Below are 15569 nucleotides of genomic sequence, written 5' to 3'. Positions count from 1 at the left end.
ACCATCCGGCCCTGGTGGAAGACGGCGTAGCCGCGCGCCGGGCCGCCGTGGTGCTCGTGTATCTTCGGCAAACCCGCCGGGAAATCGTAATATATATGATAGATCTCGTGGTCCGGCGGCAGCTCGAGCAGGGGGCTGTCCGGGAAGAGGCGGGCGCACTCGCGGCGCCAGGAATCGTCCAGGCCGTAGTTATCGTCGACGTGCAGGAAGCCGCCGCGCTCCAGGTAGCGACGCAGCCGCGCCACCTCGCCGCCGGAGAAGCGAACGTTGCCGTGGCCGGTCATAAACAAAATCGGGTAATCGAAGAGGGCGTCGGTGGCCGCGTCGACGACGACGTCGTCCTTTATCCGGGCCGCGGGGAGGCCGGCGCGCTCGCGGAGCGCGCGGTGGAGATTGGGGAGGCTGGTGGGGTTGGCGTACCAGTCGCCGCCGCCGCCGTACTTCAGCTTGGCGACGACGAGTTGGCCCGGGGGCGGCTCCTCCGCGCGCCACTGCGCCCCGGCCGCGGCCGCCGTAAATAAGACCAGAAAGGAAGCAAGGGGTACTCTCACGCCGAAATAATATATCACAAAGGATACTCGAGCGCCATCGTACGTCACGGCCTGGGGCAAAAACCCTTTACATTTCCTCATAATCTGGTAATATCCCAAAGAAATCGCGGCGTTGAGACGGAAAAGGCCGATATCGGCGCCGGCGACGTAGGGCCATAAGGGCGTCGGCGCGCGGCCGCCGTCGCGATTGCGGTCGCGGTAAAAAAGATGGCTACGTGGTTGAAGACGGTCCGAAGGCAACCGGGCGGCGAAGGGCTGCTTCGTTCCGCGGGCCGCCGGGTCCGGGGCGGCGTGTGGGGGACGAACCGGCGCCGGACGGTGACGGCGCTGGCGTTGGTGTTATTGGCGACGGCCTCTTACTTTTTGTTATGGAAGGGGTCGGCGACCAGGCTGCTACAGCTTTCGTTATTCCTGTTTTTATTCCTGACGATCATAACGAAACCCCACCTCGGCGTCATCGCGTTAAGGGTTTACCGTTCGTTGGCCCAGGGGCTGCAGCTGGAGCGCCTCTTCCGCGGCTTAGGCGTTACGCTCACCAAGAGCATCGGCCTCTTCACGCTCATCGGGTTCGTAGCGTTGGTCGTCACCCAAAAAAAGAAGCCCGTCTTCGGCCATAAAACGCAACTGGTATTTTTATACGGCTTCCTGGTCGCCACCTTGATATCGGCGTTCCAAGCGCTGGCGTGGAGTAAGGTATGGACGGCTACCTTCCAACTGCTCGAGAACATAATATTGTACGTTATATTCATAAACCTCTTCGCCGAAACGAAATGGTTCGCTCGCTATACGTGGTTCTTCGTACTTTCATTACTAACCTCCTGCGTTACCGGGATAGGCTCGATAGCTATGAGCGGGGTCATACGCGCCGCGGGAGCGGTGGGCAACCCCAACGGCCTGGCTATGGTGGGGAATTTCGCCGCCGCCATGTTGCTCGTACTTACGCTGTCCGTAACGGACGCCAAGAAAAGACTGCTCTCCCTCTGCGGCCTGGCCACGTGCGTCGTAACGATCATCTTCACCGGCTCGCGGGGCGGCCTATTGACCATCATTATAACCTTTACGTACCAACTGATAAAAAAACGTAAGAAGTTAATCCCATATCTGTTGGCCGCCTCCGTATTGGTGGTCGCCCTGATACTAATACCGGAGCAATACAAAACCCGACAAGAGCGATGGTTCGGCGCGTTGTTCACCGGGGAAACGGAAGAGGCCCTCGGCGGGTCGCGCGGTTACATTTACCGTTCCGCGCTGGACATCTTTAAGAGCTCGCCCCTCATAGGCATCGGGCCGCGGACGTTCGGGACCATTTACCGGGCCGAATACGCGGCCGAAGCCCGCGGGCCCGCGGAGCACGTCAAGGCCGTCCACAGCGGCATATTGGAAGTACTCGTTAGTACGGGCGTCGTCGGCTTCTTTTTCTTCCTGGGGTTGATAATCGTTACTTTCCGGTTGTTCCGCGAGAACGAGCGCCTTTGCCGCGGCGCCGGCCTGGACGAGTACTTTCTCTTGAACGGCATGTACGAAGCGCTGTTCGTAGCGACCATCGTCGCGGGCTCGTTCGAGACGATACTGCGGGGGGGCCAGACGTTTTTCGTAGCTATAGCCGCGGCCGCCGCGGTAAACAGGGCCGCGGTGTTACTCTCGGCCGGCGCGCCCTCCCGCGTCGCCGCGGCGCCGCTGGCCGCGCCCGAAACGGCGGGCGGCGCGGCCGCCGCGAGGTGAATTCCGGTCGGCGCGACCGCGCCGGCGGCACCCGAAGCTCGCCCCCGTAATCCCCCAACGGAGCTTTTATGGAAGAAAAAAATGAAAAAAAATTCGTGAAGGATATCTGCCGGCGGGACGTCGACTTCTCGCAGTGGTACATCGACGTCGTCCGCAAGGCCGAGCTGGCCGACTACGCGCCGGTTCGCGGGTGTATGGTGATTCGGCCGTACGGCTACGCCATATGGGAGCTGCTCCGCGACGCGCTCGACGCGCGCATCAAGGCCGCCGGCCACGAGAACGCGTACTTCCCGCTGCTTATCCCGGAATCGTTTCTGGCCAAAGAGGCCGAACACACCGAGGGCTTTACGCCCCAGGTGGCATGGGTGACGCAGGGCGGCACCGAAGTGCTGGAGGAGCGCCTCGCCATCCGGCCCACCTCGGAGGCCATCATCTGCCAGATGTACGCCAAGTGGATACGCTCGTGGCGCGACTTGCCGGTCCTGATAAACCAGTGGGCCAATATCGTGCGGTGGGAGAAGGTCACGCGCCTCTTCTTGCGGACCACCGAGTTCCTGTGGCAGGAGGGCCACACCGCCCACCGCACCGCCGACGAGGCCCACGAGGAAGCCTTGATGATCCTCGAGCTCTACGAGAAATTCGTCCACGAAGTCCTCGCCATCCCGGTGTACACGGGCGTCAAAACCGACCGCGAACGCTTCCCGGGCGCCCTCCAAACGTATACCGTGGAGGCGCTCATGCCGGACGGCCGGGCGCTGCAGGCCGGCACGTCCCACAACCTGGGTCAGCACTTCGCCAAGGTTTTCGACATAACGTACCTGGAGGAAGACAACAAGCTCCACTACGTGTGGCAAACGTCGTGGGGCGTCACCACCCGCTTGATAGGCGCCCTTATAATGGTTCACGGCGACGACGCCGGCCTTAAGCTCCCGCCCCGGGTGGCGCCGGTGCAGGCGGTCGTCGTCCCCATCACCTTCGAGAAGACCAAGGAAGACGTCCTGGCCAAGGCCCGCGCGCTGGCCGACGAGCTCGCGGCGGCGGGGCTGCGCGTGAAGCTCGACGACCGCGACGAGTACACGCCCGGGTGGAAGTTCAACGAGTGGGAGATGCGCGGCGCGCCGCTCAGGCTCGAGCTCGGGCCCAAGGACGTCGAGAAGGGCGTCGTCACCGCGGTGCGGCGCGACACCCGCGAGAAAACGGCGGTGCCCCGCGATAAAATCGCCGCCTGGGTCGCGGAGACGCTCGAGGCGATACAGGGGGACATGCTGGCCGCGGCCGCCTCCTACTTACAAGAGAACACCAAGACCGTCGACAACCGCGACGACTTCTACTCCCTCCTCGAGGGGCGGCCCGGCTTCGTCCGGGCGCCGTGGTGCGGCGAGTCCGCGTGCGAAGACGACATCGCGACGCAGACCGGCGCCACCATTCGCTTCATCCCGCTCGAGCCGGAGGACGCCGGCGACAAGAGCTGCGCCGGCTGCGGCGGCAAGGCCAAGGTCTGGGCGTACTTCGCGAAGGCGTACTGATATGACATCCCAAGGGAAAATATTGATACTGCTGTGCGACGGCGTGGCGGACAGGCCGGTGGGAGAGCTGGACGGCAAGACGCCGCTCGAGGCCGCCCGCACCCCCAACTTCGACCGACTGGCGCGGCGGGGCGAAAACGGCATCCTCGACCCCGTAGCGCCCGGCGTGCGCCCCGGTTCCGACACGGCGCACCTGGCGCTGCTGGGCTACGACCCTTACGAGTACTACACCGGCCGCGGGCCGTTCGAGGCGCTGGGCGTCGGTATGGACGTGCGCCCGGGCGACGTGGCGTTCCGCTGCAACTTCGCGACGGTGGAAGAGCGGGACGGCGAGCTCGTCGTTATCGACCGACGCGCGGGCCGCATCACCGAGGGGACCGCGGAGCTGGTCGCCCCCCTGAACGGCGTCGAGCTCGACGGCGTTAAATGCTTCATCAAGGAATCGACCGCTCACCGGGCCGCGCTCGTCCTCCGCGGCGACGGCCTGGGCGCCGCCGTCAGCGACGTCGACCCCCACGAGGAGGGCGCGGCCGTCGCCCGCGCCGCCGGCCCAACGCCCGAAGACGAAAAAACCGCGGCCGTCGTAAACAAGTTCGTCGCGCTGTCGTACGAGACGCTGAAGGGCCACGCCGTCAACGACGAGCGCGCGCGACGCAACCTCCCGCCCGCCAATATTATCTTACCGCGCGGGGCCGGCCTCGCGCCCCACATCCCGCGCGTCACGGAGCTCTACGACCTGACCGCGGCCGCCGTCGTGGAGGTAGGCCTCATCCGCGGTATTGCGCGGTACTGCGGCCTGGACGTCGTCCCGCTGCCGGAGGCGGTCAACGGCGGCCTGGATACCGACCTCGGCGCCTTTATGGCCGCCACGGCCGAGGCCGTGGGGAAATACGACCTCGTCCTCGCGAACGTGAAAGGGCCCGACGTCGCCGGCCACGACGGCGACGCCGCGGCCAAGGTCGCCGTCATCGAGCGCATCGACGCCGCCGCGGCGCCGCTGCTCGACGGCCTCCCGGCCGGCTGCCACGTCGCGATATTGGGTGACCACGCGACGCCGGTGGCGGTGCGCGACCACAGCGGCGACCCGGTCCCGGTGCTCTTTTGGGGCCCGGGGGTGCGTACCGACGCCGTCGAGACGTTCGGCGAGCGCCCCGCGGCCGTGGGCGGCGCCGGCCGCCTGCGCGGCCGGGACCTCCTGCCGATATTACTCAACCTGGCGGGCCGAGCGGAGAAGTTCGGCGCGTAGGCCGCTTCCGAAATAAAGGGTTGACATCGCGGGCCCGTTGTGTTATACATTTAAATGTATGGATATATGTACGTCCTTTAAAGCCCTCGGCGACCCGGTCCGCGTCTCGATTCTTAAGGCGCTGTGTTGCGAACGTCTTTGCGTCGGTGACATCGTCGCCCGCGTCAACCTCAGCCAACCCGCCGTTTCCCATCACCTACGGGTCCTGCGTGAGGCCGGCCTCGTCACGGCCGAAAAGTGCGGCACCACGGTTTATTACGCCATAGATAAAGATAAAGTCAACTCCGTGTGCTGCTGCGTCCGCGACGAGTTCGAAATCAACGGCGTAAAAGGGTAGGGTCACGTGGTAGAGAATAAAAGAATATCCCCCTTATTCGAAGAGGCGGTAAAAAGGAACTTCGATGTTCCTTGGCCTCTTATAGACGACGATGGAAACGAGGCGGAAACGACCAGCCTCATAAAAAGCGAGCGTATACTAGCTGCGCTCGCCTTTGGATTGGGGGCGCTAGTCGTTAGGGGATTATCTACATCGGAAACCAAGCTCGCATACGGACTGCCGAAGATGAGCGACCGGGTTATACGCGAATTGCGAGATCGAATTCGCGCCGGAGAAGACCCACTCGGAGAGGCGTTTTGTGCGTTGCGGCCCCCACCGCGGCGTCGTAAAGACGGTGCCGTCTATACGCCCCGCGAGATCGTCAAAGCTATCATTTCGTGGGCGGAGACGGTTGGGGAACCAAAACGGGTAATCGATCCTGGCGCGGGATCTGGCCGATTTTTATTGGAGGCCGGCCGGAGGTTTCCGAAAGCGTATCTTGTCGCGGTGGAGTCGGACCCGCTCGCAGCGTTAACTGTAAAAGCGAACCTTGCGGCGTCCGGTATGGCGGATCGGGCTGAGGTTCGGTTGGAAGATTTCCGTACCTCAACACTGGACGGATTTGAGGGCAGTACGCTTTACGTTGGCAACCCTCCGTACGTGCGGCACCACTTAATAGAACCGAAGTGGAAATCGTGGTTGAAAAACGAAGCGGCGGAGATGGGGCTTAACGCTAGTACGCTGGCGGGGCTCCACGTTTATTTCTTCCTATCCATAGCGCGACGCGCTAAAGCCGGTGATTACGGTGGTTTAATCACGGCCGCGGAGTGGATGGACGTCAACTACGGCCAGCTCGTTCGCGACTTATTCCTTGATCGTTTGGGCGGTCAAAGTGTCATTGTAATCGAGCCGGGGGCGGAACCGTTCCCTGGGACAGCCACGACGGGGGCTATCACGACATTCACAGTTAATGGAAAATCCCCATCCGCTAAGTTCGCTCGGGTCGAGAGTTTGAAAAACCTTAGTGATCTTTCTATCGGTCGTCCGGTTGGGCGCGAACGTTTGGCTACGGAAAAAAGGTGGTCTCATTTTACGCGGACGCCGCGCGAGGTTCCGGAAGGTTATACGGAACTCGGGGAACTCGCTCGAGTACATAGAGGACAGGTAACGGGAGCCAATCACATTTGGATCGCAGGACCCCACAGCGCAGGGCTACCCGAAACAGTACTATTCCCAACCGTTACCAAGGCCCGTGAGCTTTTTAGTGCAAGTTGGGTTTTAACCGACGACGAGGCGTTACGTCGCGTAATCGACCTACCGCAAGACCTATCAGGTTTTAACGGTAAAGAAAAAGATGCCATCAACCGCTTTCTAAAGCGCGCCGAAGAAATGGGGGTCCGCGAGAGTTATATTGTCCGTCATCGTAAAGCCTGGTGGTCCGTGGGTCTGCGAAAACCCGCCCCGATTCTTGCAACGTACATGGCGAGAAGGCCGCCCACCTTCGTCTTAAACCGAGTGGAAGCGCGGCACCTAAACATCGCTCACGGCCTTTATCCGCGTGAAGAAATAACAGCGGAGGTTCTGACCGGCCTTGTCCACTATCTACGCGAATCGGCCAGCCTACACGGAGGTCGTGTATACGCCGGTGGCCTTACTAAGTTCGAACCGCGAGAGATGGAACGGTTGCCTATCCCGGAACCGGAAATATTAAAGGAGATCGGAATTGCTCGAACCTCCGAAATGGACAACTGAAGAGTTAGACAAAGCCCGTAAAACATCCGAAGCGCATTTTCGAGAGGGGCGCCATACTGAACCTTTGGAATTGTATCTCGAATTGTTTGACGAGTACCAAGGTGTGGTCGAAGAATTTTTAGAGCAGACCGTAGACCTTGCCCAAATAGACGAACACGCCCTCGACCTACTTTCCGACAAACGGAAACAAGAGGTTTTTCGGTATATATCAGGGCCTCCTATTTCCGTAGATGACCTTAAAGTGCTGGTACAGACCGTATCGCTCGCACCCGGCCGGCTTTCGGATGACCCTGCTCTCCTCGATCGGCTTGTTGGCTTTATCAAAGACTGGCACGACCGAAAACGATTCCCCTGGCTTACTGAGGGATGGGAACCGGACGAGCATGCACGTTCCGCAGCCGTACTAGCAACAACGGCATTGCTTGCCATGAGACGGCTTGAAACGATGAGAAGGAATGAAGGGAAGGAAATCCAAGAGCGGTTTGTTGCAACCCAGCTTCAAAGATCACGGTTTCGAAAGGTGAACGCTCGTCGTGTCGCCACGCTCTCGTCAGCCCCCGCACCAGGGGAATTCTGCCGAGAGTCGATGCTTGGAACTCGAAAGGCGGACTTCCTAATCGGATTGTGGGATGGTAGGACGATGGCGCTCGAATGCAAGGTCTCGAATTCGGCCACAAACTCCGTCAAGAGACTCAACAATGACGCTGCCGTTAAGGCAGAGACGTGGCGGAAAGACTTCGGCACCGTACAGGTAGTGCCTGCAGCTATGCTGAGCGGCGTTTATGCCCTCCACAATCTCCAAGACGCACAGGACCGCGGCCTTACTTTATTCTGGGCGCACAACTTACCGGCGTTGATGGATTGGCTACACCGTACTAAATCATAACGTATTTGATAACCTCCGTCGCGCCGCGGTTTTTTTTACCTTATAACATCTATTATTTTAAATATACGAATATAGCAAACAAAGAAAGGAGGTGGTACCGTGGATAAAAATATCCTTGACGTCAAGATCGAGGAGAAGGACGGCGAATACATCATCCGGGTAAAGGGAGAACGAGCCCAGCAACTCATGAAGTGCTTCCCGATGTGTTGCTGCCGCTCACCGCACTCGGGCGACAAAAGCAAGGCCGACGCCAGCTGTTGCTAGCGACGGCCCGCGTGTGGGGCGATAACGCCCCTTAGCGTTTGTCGTTTACGCCCGCGCTCTCGCCTTTTTCGGAAGGCGGGAGCGCTTTCTTTTTCTTGTCCCGGACCACGCCCAACAGGGCGATAATTATCACGTCCAGGATGCCGTAGACGATGTCGTCCACCGGCCCGGGCATCAGGTCTATGGGGCTTATTATCAATATCAGGAAGACGAAAAATAATATCCACAGTAAAATCTTTTTCATGACTAAACACCTTTCTCGGCGCCGGCGCCTGCCTCGCGCCGGACGGTGTCCAAAAGCTCGCGGGCGTACTTCAGCGTCGTCGGCGTGGGCGGCTTACCGCCCCCCAGCATCCGCGCCAACTCCTCGAGCCGCAACCGGCCGTCGACGCCGGTTACCCTTATCGTCGCCCGGCCGCCTTCCACTACCTTGTCGACGTAAAACTGCGTATCGGCCCGGGCCGCGATCTGGGCGAGGTGCGTAACGCATACCACCTGGCGCGCCGCAGCGACCTCGTGCAGCCGGTTCCCCACGGCGTGGCCCACCCGGCCGCCGATGCCGGTATCCACCTCGTCGAAGACGATGGTCTCCATTCCGGCGCGGCCCGCCGACGCCGACCGGACCGCCAGCATAACGCGCGACAACTCGCCCCCCGACGCCACCCGGGCCAGCGGCTTCATCTCCTCGCCGGGATTGGCCGCCAGCTCGAAGACGACCTCCTCCGCGCCCGACGGCCCCAGCGGCGGCGCGCCCTCGCGGGGTAAGGCCGCGCGCGACGGCTCGACGAAGCCGACGCGGAACGCCGCGCCCTCCATTCCCAACGCCGGCAGGTCCGCTTTCACTTGCGCCGTCAACTTTTCGGCGGCGTCGCGCCGGCGCTCCGAGAGCTCGCCGGCTTGAGTTAACGCCTCCTGGGCCGCGGCCGCCCGCTCCTCCTCCGCGTCGGCCAGGCGGTCGTCGGCCTGCTCGAGGTCGCGCTTCTTCGCCCGCAGCTCGTCGAGGTGGGCTATGACGCCGGCGACGTCCTTGCCGTACTTCCGCTTCAACCGCTCGAGGAGCGCCAGCCGGCTCTCGATGGCCTCCAGGTCGACGGCCTCGCCCTCCTCCGCCGCCCGCAGCCCCGCGAGCTCCCGGTTGATCTCGTCGAGCACGGCGTTCACGTCGGCGAGCCTTCCGGCGGCGCCGGCCGCCGACGGCACCACCTCGGCCAGGTCCGCCAGCACCTTCTCGAGCTCCGTAAGCTGCGACGAGATGGCGCCGTCGCCCTCGGCGATGAGCGCGAGCGCGGCCTCCACGTCTTCCTTTATGCGGACGGCGTGTCGTACGCGGCCGCGCTTCTCGCGCAGCTCCTCCTCCTCGCCCTCCCTCAGCTCGGCGCTCTCCAGCTCTTGTATCATGTAGGCCAGGCCGTCGAGCAGGACGCCGCGCTCGGCGCGGGAATCCTCGAGCTGCTTGCACTCCGCGCCCAGGTCCCGCCAACGCGCGAACGCCTCCTCGTAGCGCAAGCGTTGCTCGGCCAGGCCGGCGTAATCGTCCAGGAGTTCGGTCTGACCCCGCCCCTTGAGTGCCGGCAACTCCGAGAACTGGCCGTGGAGCTCCACCAGCGACCCGGCCAACGCCGCCAAGGAAGCGACCGTAACGGGCCGGTTGTTGGCGTAGCAGCGGCTCCGGCCGTCGGCGCCTATCTCGCGCCGCAATATCAACTCGCCGCCGTCCGCCTCTATGCCCTCCTCGTCGAGGAGCGCGGCCGCCCGGGGGTTGCCCTCGAAGACGGCCTCCAGCCGCGCCCGGTCCGCGCCGCGGCGCACCAGCAGGCTGTCGCCCCGGCCGCCGAGCAGGAGCTCGAGCGCCGAGACGATTATGCTCTTGCCGGCGCCCGTCTCGCCCGTCAGCACGGTGAAGCCCGGGCCGAACTCCAACGCCACCCGGTCGATGAGGACGAAATCCTCGATGTAGAGCTGCTTCAGCATAGAGGCCGCCGCCGCCCTATTTTATCGAACCGGCGGCCGCCCGTCAAGCGGCATAAAAAAGGCCGCGGCTCGAGCCGCGGCCGGGCCCGTTCTCATTAGCCTATTTTAACTTCATCTTCCCGGTACCCTTGCATACGGCGCATTGCACCGCGCCGTAACCGTCGCACACCACGCACGTCAATTTGCCGGAACCGCGGCATACGTCGCAGAATAATTTGCCGTCGACGCAGTAATCGCAGGGGAAGCTCCCCGCGCCTTTACACGTCGGGCACTTCGTTCTATTGCCGTCGTCGTAGATGTATCCCTTGCCGAAACACTCCGCGCAGCGGATGCGGCCGGTCCCGTTGCAATACGTGCACGTAATCTTCCCGGTGCCGTCGCAGTAATTACACGTAACGGTGCCGTTTCCATCGCAATAAGCGCAGGTTACCTCGCCCGAACCGTCGCAATAGATGCAGGTTATGCTGTCCTGCGCCGCGACGTCCGCGGGCCCCGGCAAGGCCAACATCGCGCCCAACACCAGCGCGATATACCCTATGATTATCTTTCTTGCCATGGCGTATATTCGACGTATATATGACTGTTTTGGTTTAATTTATCCGGCCCCCAGCGCCTCCTTGACCATCGCCGGGATGACGCTGGGGGTATCGGCGACGCCTACGCCCGCGGCGGTCAGCGCTTTGCGTTTGCCCTCCGCCGTCCCGGCGCCGCCCGAGATGATGGCGCCGGCGTGGCCCATCCGTTTGCCCGGGGGCGCGGTCCGGCCCGCGATGAAGGACACCACCGGCTTCGACATCGTCGCCTTTACGTATTCCGCGGCGCGCTCCTCGTCGTCGCCCCCTATTTCGCCGATGAGGACCACGGCTTGCGTCTCCGGGTCGGCCTCGAACATCTCCAAACAATCGATGAAGCCGGTCCCGATGACCGGGTCGCCGCCGATGCCGATGCACGTCGACTGGCCCAGCCCCGCCCGCGTTAACGCGTATACCACCTCGTACGTGAGGGTCCCGGAGCGCGAGACGACGCCGACGTCGCCGGCCTCGTGGATGCGCGCCGGCATAATGCCCACCTTGGCCTTGCCCGGGCTAATGAGCCCCGGCGAGTTGGGGCCGATGAAGCGCGCGCCCTCCTCCTCGGCGTAATGATATATCTTGTTCATGTCGGCGACGGGGATGCCCTCGGTGATGATGACGACGAGCTCCAGGCCCGCGTCTATGGCCTCGTACACCGCGTCCGCGGCGAAGGCGACCGGCACGAAGATGATGGAGGTGTTGGCGCCGGTGGCCTCGGCCGCCTCGGCTACGGTATCGAAGACGGGGACGCCGTCGACGCTCGAGCCGCCCTTGCCGGGCGTGACGCCGGCGACCACCCTGGTGCCGTATTCCTTCATCCGCGCGGCGTGGAAGGAGCCGTCGCGGCCCGTGATGCCCTGCACGATGAGCTTGGTATTTTCGTCTATCAGAATGGACATAGAGACTCCGGGTTAATATCGGTTGACGTTAAGTAACACTCCACATTAACGTTTTTCGTACGGGAACCGCCCGCGCGTTAATCGGTTTCGTAACGAGGTTCAATGGTAATCGATACGTCGTTACGCCAATCCGCCGGAAGATCGGCGGCGAGTTGTATATATAATGCCTCCAACAAATCACCCAAGTAACTTAAAGCCTCGTCTCGCGGGGATTCGGGTAAAGCTAACAATACGGACTTTTTCGGATAACGGCACCTCACCGTACCATCCGGTAACACGACTACCGTTATTTGCGAAGGTAAGCCTGATTCGCTCGGGGCGCGGCGGTGGAAAACGCCGTTGTATATCCACCGTTCTTTTATTGCGGGGATACTCTCCCACGAATTCTTTAGGAGGTCGAAAAGCACGGGGGCCCCTCGGAACACGAGTACCCAATCGGAAAATTGGCCAAGATAAGTCACCGCAAAATCCCGAAACGCAAGCGTCTGATCGCGGAACGATGAAACCGTGGCGGCGTCGAACGTACCGTATTTATAGTCGGCGTCGTTTCGCGCTTTCGCAAGGTTATTTAGAAACTTCCCCAACTCCGCTTCCGCTAACCCCTCGTTGACGAAATGCTTATGGAAACCGTTAAGGACGCCTTTATGCGATTGGTATTTCGTCCCCCGCGTTAGCAATACCGCCCGGAGGTAATGGAAACAGACGTAATATAGGTCCGCGACTGCTTCGCCGAACGCTCCTTGGGATAAATTGAATTCCGCTGAGGTAAACTTCCGCTCCGCCGCGCTTAAATCTTCACGGACCTCTTGCCGAAATTCCTCCGTCATACTCCTACACCTTCTTCGGCGACGTTAATATAAAAACTCCTCGCCTGGCTTGCGACGTATTCCTCTTCGGTAAGAACGGAAGCGAACAATAACTCTTCGTATTCGGTTAACGCGTAATGCGCGAACGGGAATATGCGCTCGTCGGCCGCCTTGGCGTCGATATCCCGCACGACCACCAGTACGTCGATGTCCGAGTCCTCGGTATAATCCCCCCGCGCCCGCGAGCCGTAGAGTATGATGCGGACGATATGGTCGCCCAGCTCCTCGCGCGCACGCCGCGCGAACTCCAGCACCGCTCGCTGCCAGTTCTCCAAAGAGCCGCTCTCGTCCCAATCTAATTTGCGCATACTTACGCGCCCCGCTAAGCGCTACCTCGTGCCGCCTCCACCGCGGCCTTGACCGCCTCGCGTTTACTTCAACGCTTCTTCCAGATACCCCTCCGCGAACACTATGAACGCGTCCGCTTTTTTTATTCTGGCCTCTACGTCTTCGCGTTTATATTTCCCGAACCGGTAATCGGCTTCCTGCCGGTCGTCGCCCAGCTTCCGTAAAAACGCACCCATATCGCGCGGCGCTAAACCTTCCTTGACGAAAAATAAATTGAACCCGACGATGACGCCCTTATGGGACTGATACGCGGCGCCTTTTGTCAGCAGTAACGCCCGGAGATAGTAGAAGCATGCGTAGTATAAGTGCGATACGCCGATTCTATAACGGCCGCGCTCGACCGCCCCGCGCATTTCGGCCAACGTTTCGCGAGCCAACTCGACGTTGCCTAGTATATCCGTACGAGTATCGTCGTTCATACGGCAACGCCCTCTTCATTTACGTTAATATAGTAACTGGAGCCCCGCTTCACGGCGTATTCGTCCTCCCGAACGACCCGGACGCTAAATAACTCGTTGTAATCCTCCAAAACCTCCCACGCTAACCAACTCAGTCGCTCGTCGGCCTCCTTGGCGTCGATATCCCGCACGACCACCAGGATGTCGATATCCGAGTCCTCGGTATAATCCCCCCGCGCCCGCGAGCCGTAGAGTATGATGCGGACGATATGGTCACCCAGCTCCTCGCGCGCACGCCGGGCGAATTCCAGCACCGCTCGCTGCCAGTTCTCCAAAGAGCCGCTCTCGTCCCAATCTAATTTACGCATACTTACGCGCCCCGCTAAGCGCTCCCTCGTGCCGCCTCCACCGCGGCCTTGACCGCCTCGTCCATATCCGAGCCGGCCTCGATGCCGGCCTTCTTCAAAATTTCGCGCGCCTCCTCCTCGTTGGTGCCGGTTAGGCGGACGACGAGCGGAACGTCGAGGGGGTGCTTCTTTAGCGCGGCGACCAGGCCCGTCGCGACGTCGTCGCAGCGCGTGATGCCGCCGAAGATGTTCACCAGCACCGCCTTCACGCCGGGCGACGACATGATGATGTCCATCGCCGTCAGGATTTTCTCGGGGGAGCTCGAGCCGCCGACGTCGAGGAAGTTCGCCGGCTCGCCGCCGTAAAGCTTGACGAGGTCCATCGTCGTCATCGCGAGGCCGGCGCCGTTGACGATGCAGGCCACGTTGCCGGTCATGGGGACGTAGCTGAGGTCCGCGGCCTTGGCGCGTAGCTCGGTCTCGGCCAGGTCGTCGCGGCCTTCCGCCAGCTCGGCGTGGCGGAAGAGGGCGTTGTCGTCGATATTTATCTTGGCGTCGAGCGCGATGAAGTCGCCGTCCTCCGTCTCCACGAACGGATTTATCTCGGCCAACGAGCAATCGTACGCCACGAACGCTTTATAAATTCTCGACAACACGTCGGCGACGACGCGTGCCTTCCCCGCGTCGCCGGTCAGCTTCTTGCCGACCGTGAACGCCTGGAAGCCGTGCAGGCCCAGGCACGGGTCCACCGTAACTTTGACGATGGCGTCCGGGTTGGTCCGCGCGACCTCCTCGATTTCGACGCCGCCCTCGCTCGAGGCCATAAGCGTTACGGCCTTCGCGGCGCGGTCCGCGACGAAGCCCAGATAATACTCCTTCGCGATGCGGGACGCCTCCTCCACCAGGACCTTCTCCACGGTGAGGCCCTTGATGTCCATGCCGAGGATTTGCGCCGCGGCCTCCCTGGCCTCCGCCGGCGTCTGCGCCACCTTGATGCCGCCGGCCTTGCCGCGGCCTCCCACGTGGACCTGAGCCTTGACGGCGACCGGCCCGCCGACCTCCTTCGCGACGGCCTCCGCTTCCTCGGGCGTCGTCGCGACGCCGCCGCGGGGCGTCTTTATGCCAAACTCCTTGAAAATCTCCTTGGCCTGATACTCGTGGACCTTCATAACGGAGCTCCCTTCGGCTCGCGCCGAAAGCTCAACACGGTTGTCGTTAACTCGGGGCGGGTTAAATTCCGCCCAGGCCGCCGGCGGCGGTGACCGCGACGATAACGATCACGTACGCGACGATGCACAGCACCCACAGGCCGAGCATCACGAAGCTGATGATGACGCAGATCTTGCCTATGCGCTTATTCTTCTCGAGCCGGCACTTCGCCATAGCCACGAAACCCAGAACTAAACCGAGGATCGGGTTTGTTACCGCGGTGTAGATCACGAAGGCCACGGCTAACGGCTCGAGCAAATCAACCAACCGCCGCTTCTTCTCGTCCCAGTCCACGTTCAGCAGCTCTTCCATAACCGGTCCTCCTGACCGACGTAAGGTTTATCCTCAACCGCCGCCCGCCCCGGACGGCGAGGCGAGATACGCCCACGCGCCGGCGGCGAAAATAATTATCACGACGCACGCTGCTACCAGGCAACCTATTAATACGAAATTAACGATGGCGAGGATTATGCATATCTTGCCGACGCGCTTGTTGGCCTCGAGCTTGCACTGCGCCAGCGCGACTATGCCGAAGACGAGCCCCCAAATCCACGACAGGACCGCGTAGAAGTACAACACGGTCAAGAAGGCCGGTTCGCCTAGGTCCAGGAGGCGGCGCTCCCTCTCTTCCCACTCGCCCGCGTTCGTTAACTCATCGGCCATTTAGCTCTCTCAAGAAAACGTTTTACCGGCCCG

Annotated in this window: 19 protein-coding genes; 7 read left to right on the top strand and 12 right to left on the bottom strand. The window is 61.6% G+C overall.

Annotation, left to right across the window (positions count from 1 at the left end; translation table 11 throughout):
* Nucleotides 1-632 (bottom strand): DUF4159 domain-containing protein (locus tag VMX79_02250; protein HUV85915.1); only part of this gene is annotated, 632 nt, incomplete at its 3' end.
* A gap of 126 nt (nt 633-758) precedes the next feature.
* Here VMX79_02250 and VMX79_02245 point away from each other — a divergent pair.
* From VMX79_02245 to VMX79_02215, 7 genes are all read left to right on the top strand, one after another.
* Nucleotides 759-2273 (top strand): O-antigen ligase family protein, encoded by a 1515-nt coding sequence (locus VMX79_02245; GenBank protein HUV85914.1) that lies wholly within the window; start codon nt 759-761, stop codon nt 2271-2273.
* A gap of 68 nt (nt 2274-2341) precedes the next feature.
* Nucleotides 2342-3799 carry a proline--tRNA ligase gene (gene proS, locus VMX79_02240; GenBank protein HUV85913.1) on the top strand — a complete coding sequence of 486 codons (1458 nt, stop codon included), beginning with the start codon at nt 2342-2344 and terminating at the stop codon, nt 3797-3799.
* A gap of 1 nt (nt 3800) precedes the next feature.
* On the top strand, nt 3801-5045 hold the full coding sequence (locus VMX79_02235) for a 2,3-bisphosphoglycerate-independent phosphoglycerate mutase (GenBank protein HUV85912.1): 1245 nt from the start codon (nt 3801-3803) through the stop codon (nt 5043-5045).
* A 58-nt stretch (nt 5046-5103) separates the two neighbouring features.
* Nucleotides 5104-5382 carry a metalloregulator ArsR/SmtB family transcription factor gene (locus tag VMX79_02230; protein ID HUV85911.1) on the top strand — a complete coding sequence of 93 codons (279 nt, stop codon included), beginning with the start codon at nt 5104-5106 and terminating at the stop codon, nt 5380-5382.
* A 6-nt stretch (nt 5383-5388) separates the two neighbouring features.
* The gene (locus VMX79_02225) at nt 5389-7113 is read left to right on the top strand and encodes an N-6 DNA methylase (GenBank protein HUV85910.1); all 1725 of its coding nucleotides are present in this window, start codon (nt 5389-5391) and stop codon (nt 7111-7113) included.
* Nucleotides 7085-7999, top strand: coding sequence for a XamI family restriction endonuclease (locus tag VMX79_02220; protein HUV85909.1), 915 nt, complete (start codon nt 7085-7087; stop codon nt 7997-7999). Before VMX79_02225 ends, VMX79_02220 begins: the two co-directional genes overlap by 29 nt.
* A gap of 99 nt (nt 8000-8098) precedes the next feature.
* Complete coding sequence (locus VMX79_02215; protein HUV85908.1) at nt 8099-8263, top strand: hypothetical protein; 165 nt, start codon at nt 8099-8101, stop codon at nt 8261-8263.
* 31 nt (nt 8264-8294) lie between these two features.
* Here the strand turns inward: VMX79_02215 and VMX79_02210 are convergent, their stop codons facing one another.
* From VMX79_02210 to VMX79_02160, 11 genes are all read right to left on the bottom strand, one after another.
* Nucleotides 8295-8507 (bottom strand): hypothetical protein, encoded by a 213-nt coding sequence (locus VMX79_02210; GenBank protein HUV85907.1) that lies wholly within the window; start codon nt 8505-8507, stop codon nt 8295-8297.
* Nucleotides 8508-8509: 2 nt separating this feature from the next.
* Nucleotides 8510-10234, bottom strand: a complete 1725-nt coding sequence (gene recN / locus VMX79_02205) for a DNA repair protein RecN (GenBank protein HUV85906.1) — start codon at nt 10232-10234, stop codon at nt 8510-8512.
* 100 nt (nt 10235-10334) lie between these two features.
* A complete protein-coding gene (locus VMX79_02200; protein ID HUV85905.1) occupies nt 10335-10790 on the bottom strand; it encodes a hypothetical protein in 456 nt (151 codons plus the stop codon).
* A 39-nt stretch (nt 10791-10829) separates the two neighbouring features.
* A complete protein-coding gene (gene sucD, locus VMX79_02195) occupies nt 10830-11705 on the bottom strand; it encodes a succinate--CoA ligase subunit alpha (GenBank protein HUV85904.1) in 876 nt (291 codons plus the stop codon).
* Between the two features lie 77 nt (nt 11706-11782).
* The gene (locus VMX79_02190; protein ID HUV85903.1) at nt 11783-12532 is read right to left on the bottom strand and encodes a HEPN domain-containing protein; all 750 of its coding nucleotides are present in this window, start codon (nt 12530-12532) and stop codon (nt 11783-11785) included.
* Nucleotides 12529-12879: a nucleotidyltransferase domain-containing protein gene (locus VMX79_02185; GenBank protein HUV85902.1), complete on the bottom strand. Its 351-nt coding sequence runs from the start codon at nt 12877-12879 to the stop codon at nt 12529-12531. The genes VMX79_02190 and VMX79_02185 overlap by 4 nt, the downstream gene beginning before the upstream one ends.
* 63 nt (nt 12880-12942) lie before the next feature.
* Nucleotides 12943-13338, bottom strand: a complete 396-nt coding sequence (locus VMX79_02180) for a HEPN domain-containing protein (GenBank protein ID HUV85901.1) — start codon at nt 13336-13338, stop codon at nt 12943-12945.
* Nucleotides 13335-13685 carry a nucleotidyltransferase domain-containing protein gene (locus VMX79_02175; GenBank protein ID HUV85900.1) on the bottom strand — a complete coding sequence of 117 codons (351 nt, stop codon included), beginning with the start codon at nt 13683-13685 and terminating at the stop codon, nt 13335-13337. Before VMX79_02175 ends, VMX79_02180 begins: the two co-directional genes overlap by 4 nt.
* A 14-nt stretch (nt 13686-13699) precedes the next feature.
* Nucleotides 13700-14833, bottom strand: a complete 1134-nt coding sequence (sucC, locus tag VMX79_02170) for an ADP-forming succinate--CoA ligase subunit beta (GenBank protein HUV85899.1) — start codon at nt 14831-14833, stop codon at nt 13700-13702.
* Between the two features lie 61 nt (nt 14834-14894).
* A complete protein-coding gene (locus tag VMX79_02165) occupies nt 14895-15185 on the bottom strand; it encodes a hypothetical protein (protein HUV85898.1) in 291 nt (96 codons plus the stop codon).
* Between the two features lie 33 nt (nt 15186-15218).
* Complete coding sequence (locus VMX79_02160) at nt 15219-15536, bottom strand: hypothetical protein (GenBank protein ID HUV85897.1); 318 nt, start codon at nt 15534-15536, stop codon at nt 15219-15221.
* Nucleotides 15537-15569: the final 33 nt, after the last annotated feature.

The organism is bacterium, assembly GCA_035529855.1.
Classification (GTDB): domain Bacteria; phylum RBG-13-66-14; class B26-G2; order WVWN01; family WVWN01; genus WVWN01.
Note: the sequence above shows the minus strand (reverse complement) of the source record. Positions and strands in the feature narration are given on the sequence as shown.

Coding starts and splice junctions, on each gene's coding strand:
- VMX79_02185 (HUV85902.1), bottom strand. CDS start 12,879: ATGCGCAAATTAGATTGGGACGAGAGCGGCTCTTTGGAGAACTGGCAG.
- sucC (HUV85899.1), bottom strand. CDS start 14,833: ATGAAGGTCCACGAGTATCAGGCCAAGGAGATTTTCAAGGAGTTTGGC.
- proS (HUV85913.1), top strand. CDS start 2,342: ATGGAAGAAAAAAATGAAAAAAAATTCGTGAAGGATATCTGCCGGCGG.
- VMX79_02200 (HUV85905.1), bottom strand. CDS start 10,790: ATGGCAAGAAAGATAATCATAGGGTATATCGCGCTGGTGTTGGGCGCG.
- VMX79_02180 (HUV85901.1), bottom strand. CDS start 13,338: ATGAACGACGATACTCGTACGGATATACTAGGCAACGTCGAGTTGGCT.
- VMX79_02210 (HUV85907.1), bottom strand. CDS start 8,507: ATGAAAAAGATTTTACTGTGGATATTATTTTTCGTCTTCCTGATATTG.
- VMX79_02165 (HUV85898.1), bottom strand. CDS start 15,185: ATGGAAGAGCTGCTGAACGTGGACTGGGACGAGAAGAAGCGGCGGTTG.
- VMX79_02160 (HUV85897.1), bottom strand. CDS start 15,536: ATGGCCGATGAGTTAACGAACGCGGGCGAGTGGGAAGAGAGGGAGCGC.
- VMX79_02235 (HUV85912.1), top strand. CDS start 3,801: ATGACATCCCAAGGGAAAATATTGATACTGCTGTGCGACGGCGTGGCG.
- recN (HUV85906.1), bottom strand. CDS start 10,234: ATGCTGAAGCAGCTCTACATCGAGGATTTCGTCCTCATCGACCGGGTG.
- VMX79_02190 (HUV85903.1), bottom strand. CDS start 12,532: ATGACGGAGGAATTTCGGCAAGAGGTCCGTGAAGATTTAAGCGCGGCG.
- VMX79_02230 (HUV85911.1), top strand. CDS start 5,104: ATGGATATATGTACGTCCTTTAAAGCCCTCGGCGACCCGGTCCGCGTC.
- VMX79_02245 (HUV85914.1), top strand. CDS start 759: ATGGCTACGTGGTTGAAGACGGTCCGAAGGCAACCGGGCGGCGAAGGG.
- VMX79_02175 (HUV85900.1), bottom strand. CDS start 13,685: ATGCGTAAATTAGATTGGGACGAGAGCGGCTCTTTGGAGAACTGGCAG.
- sucD (HUV85904.1), bottom strand. CDS start 11,705: ATGTCCATTCTGATAGACGAAAATACCAAGCTCATCGTGCAGGGCATC.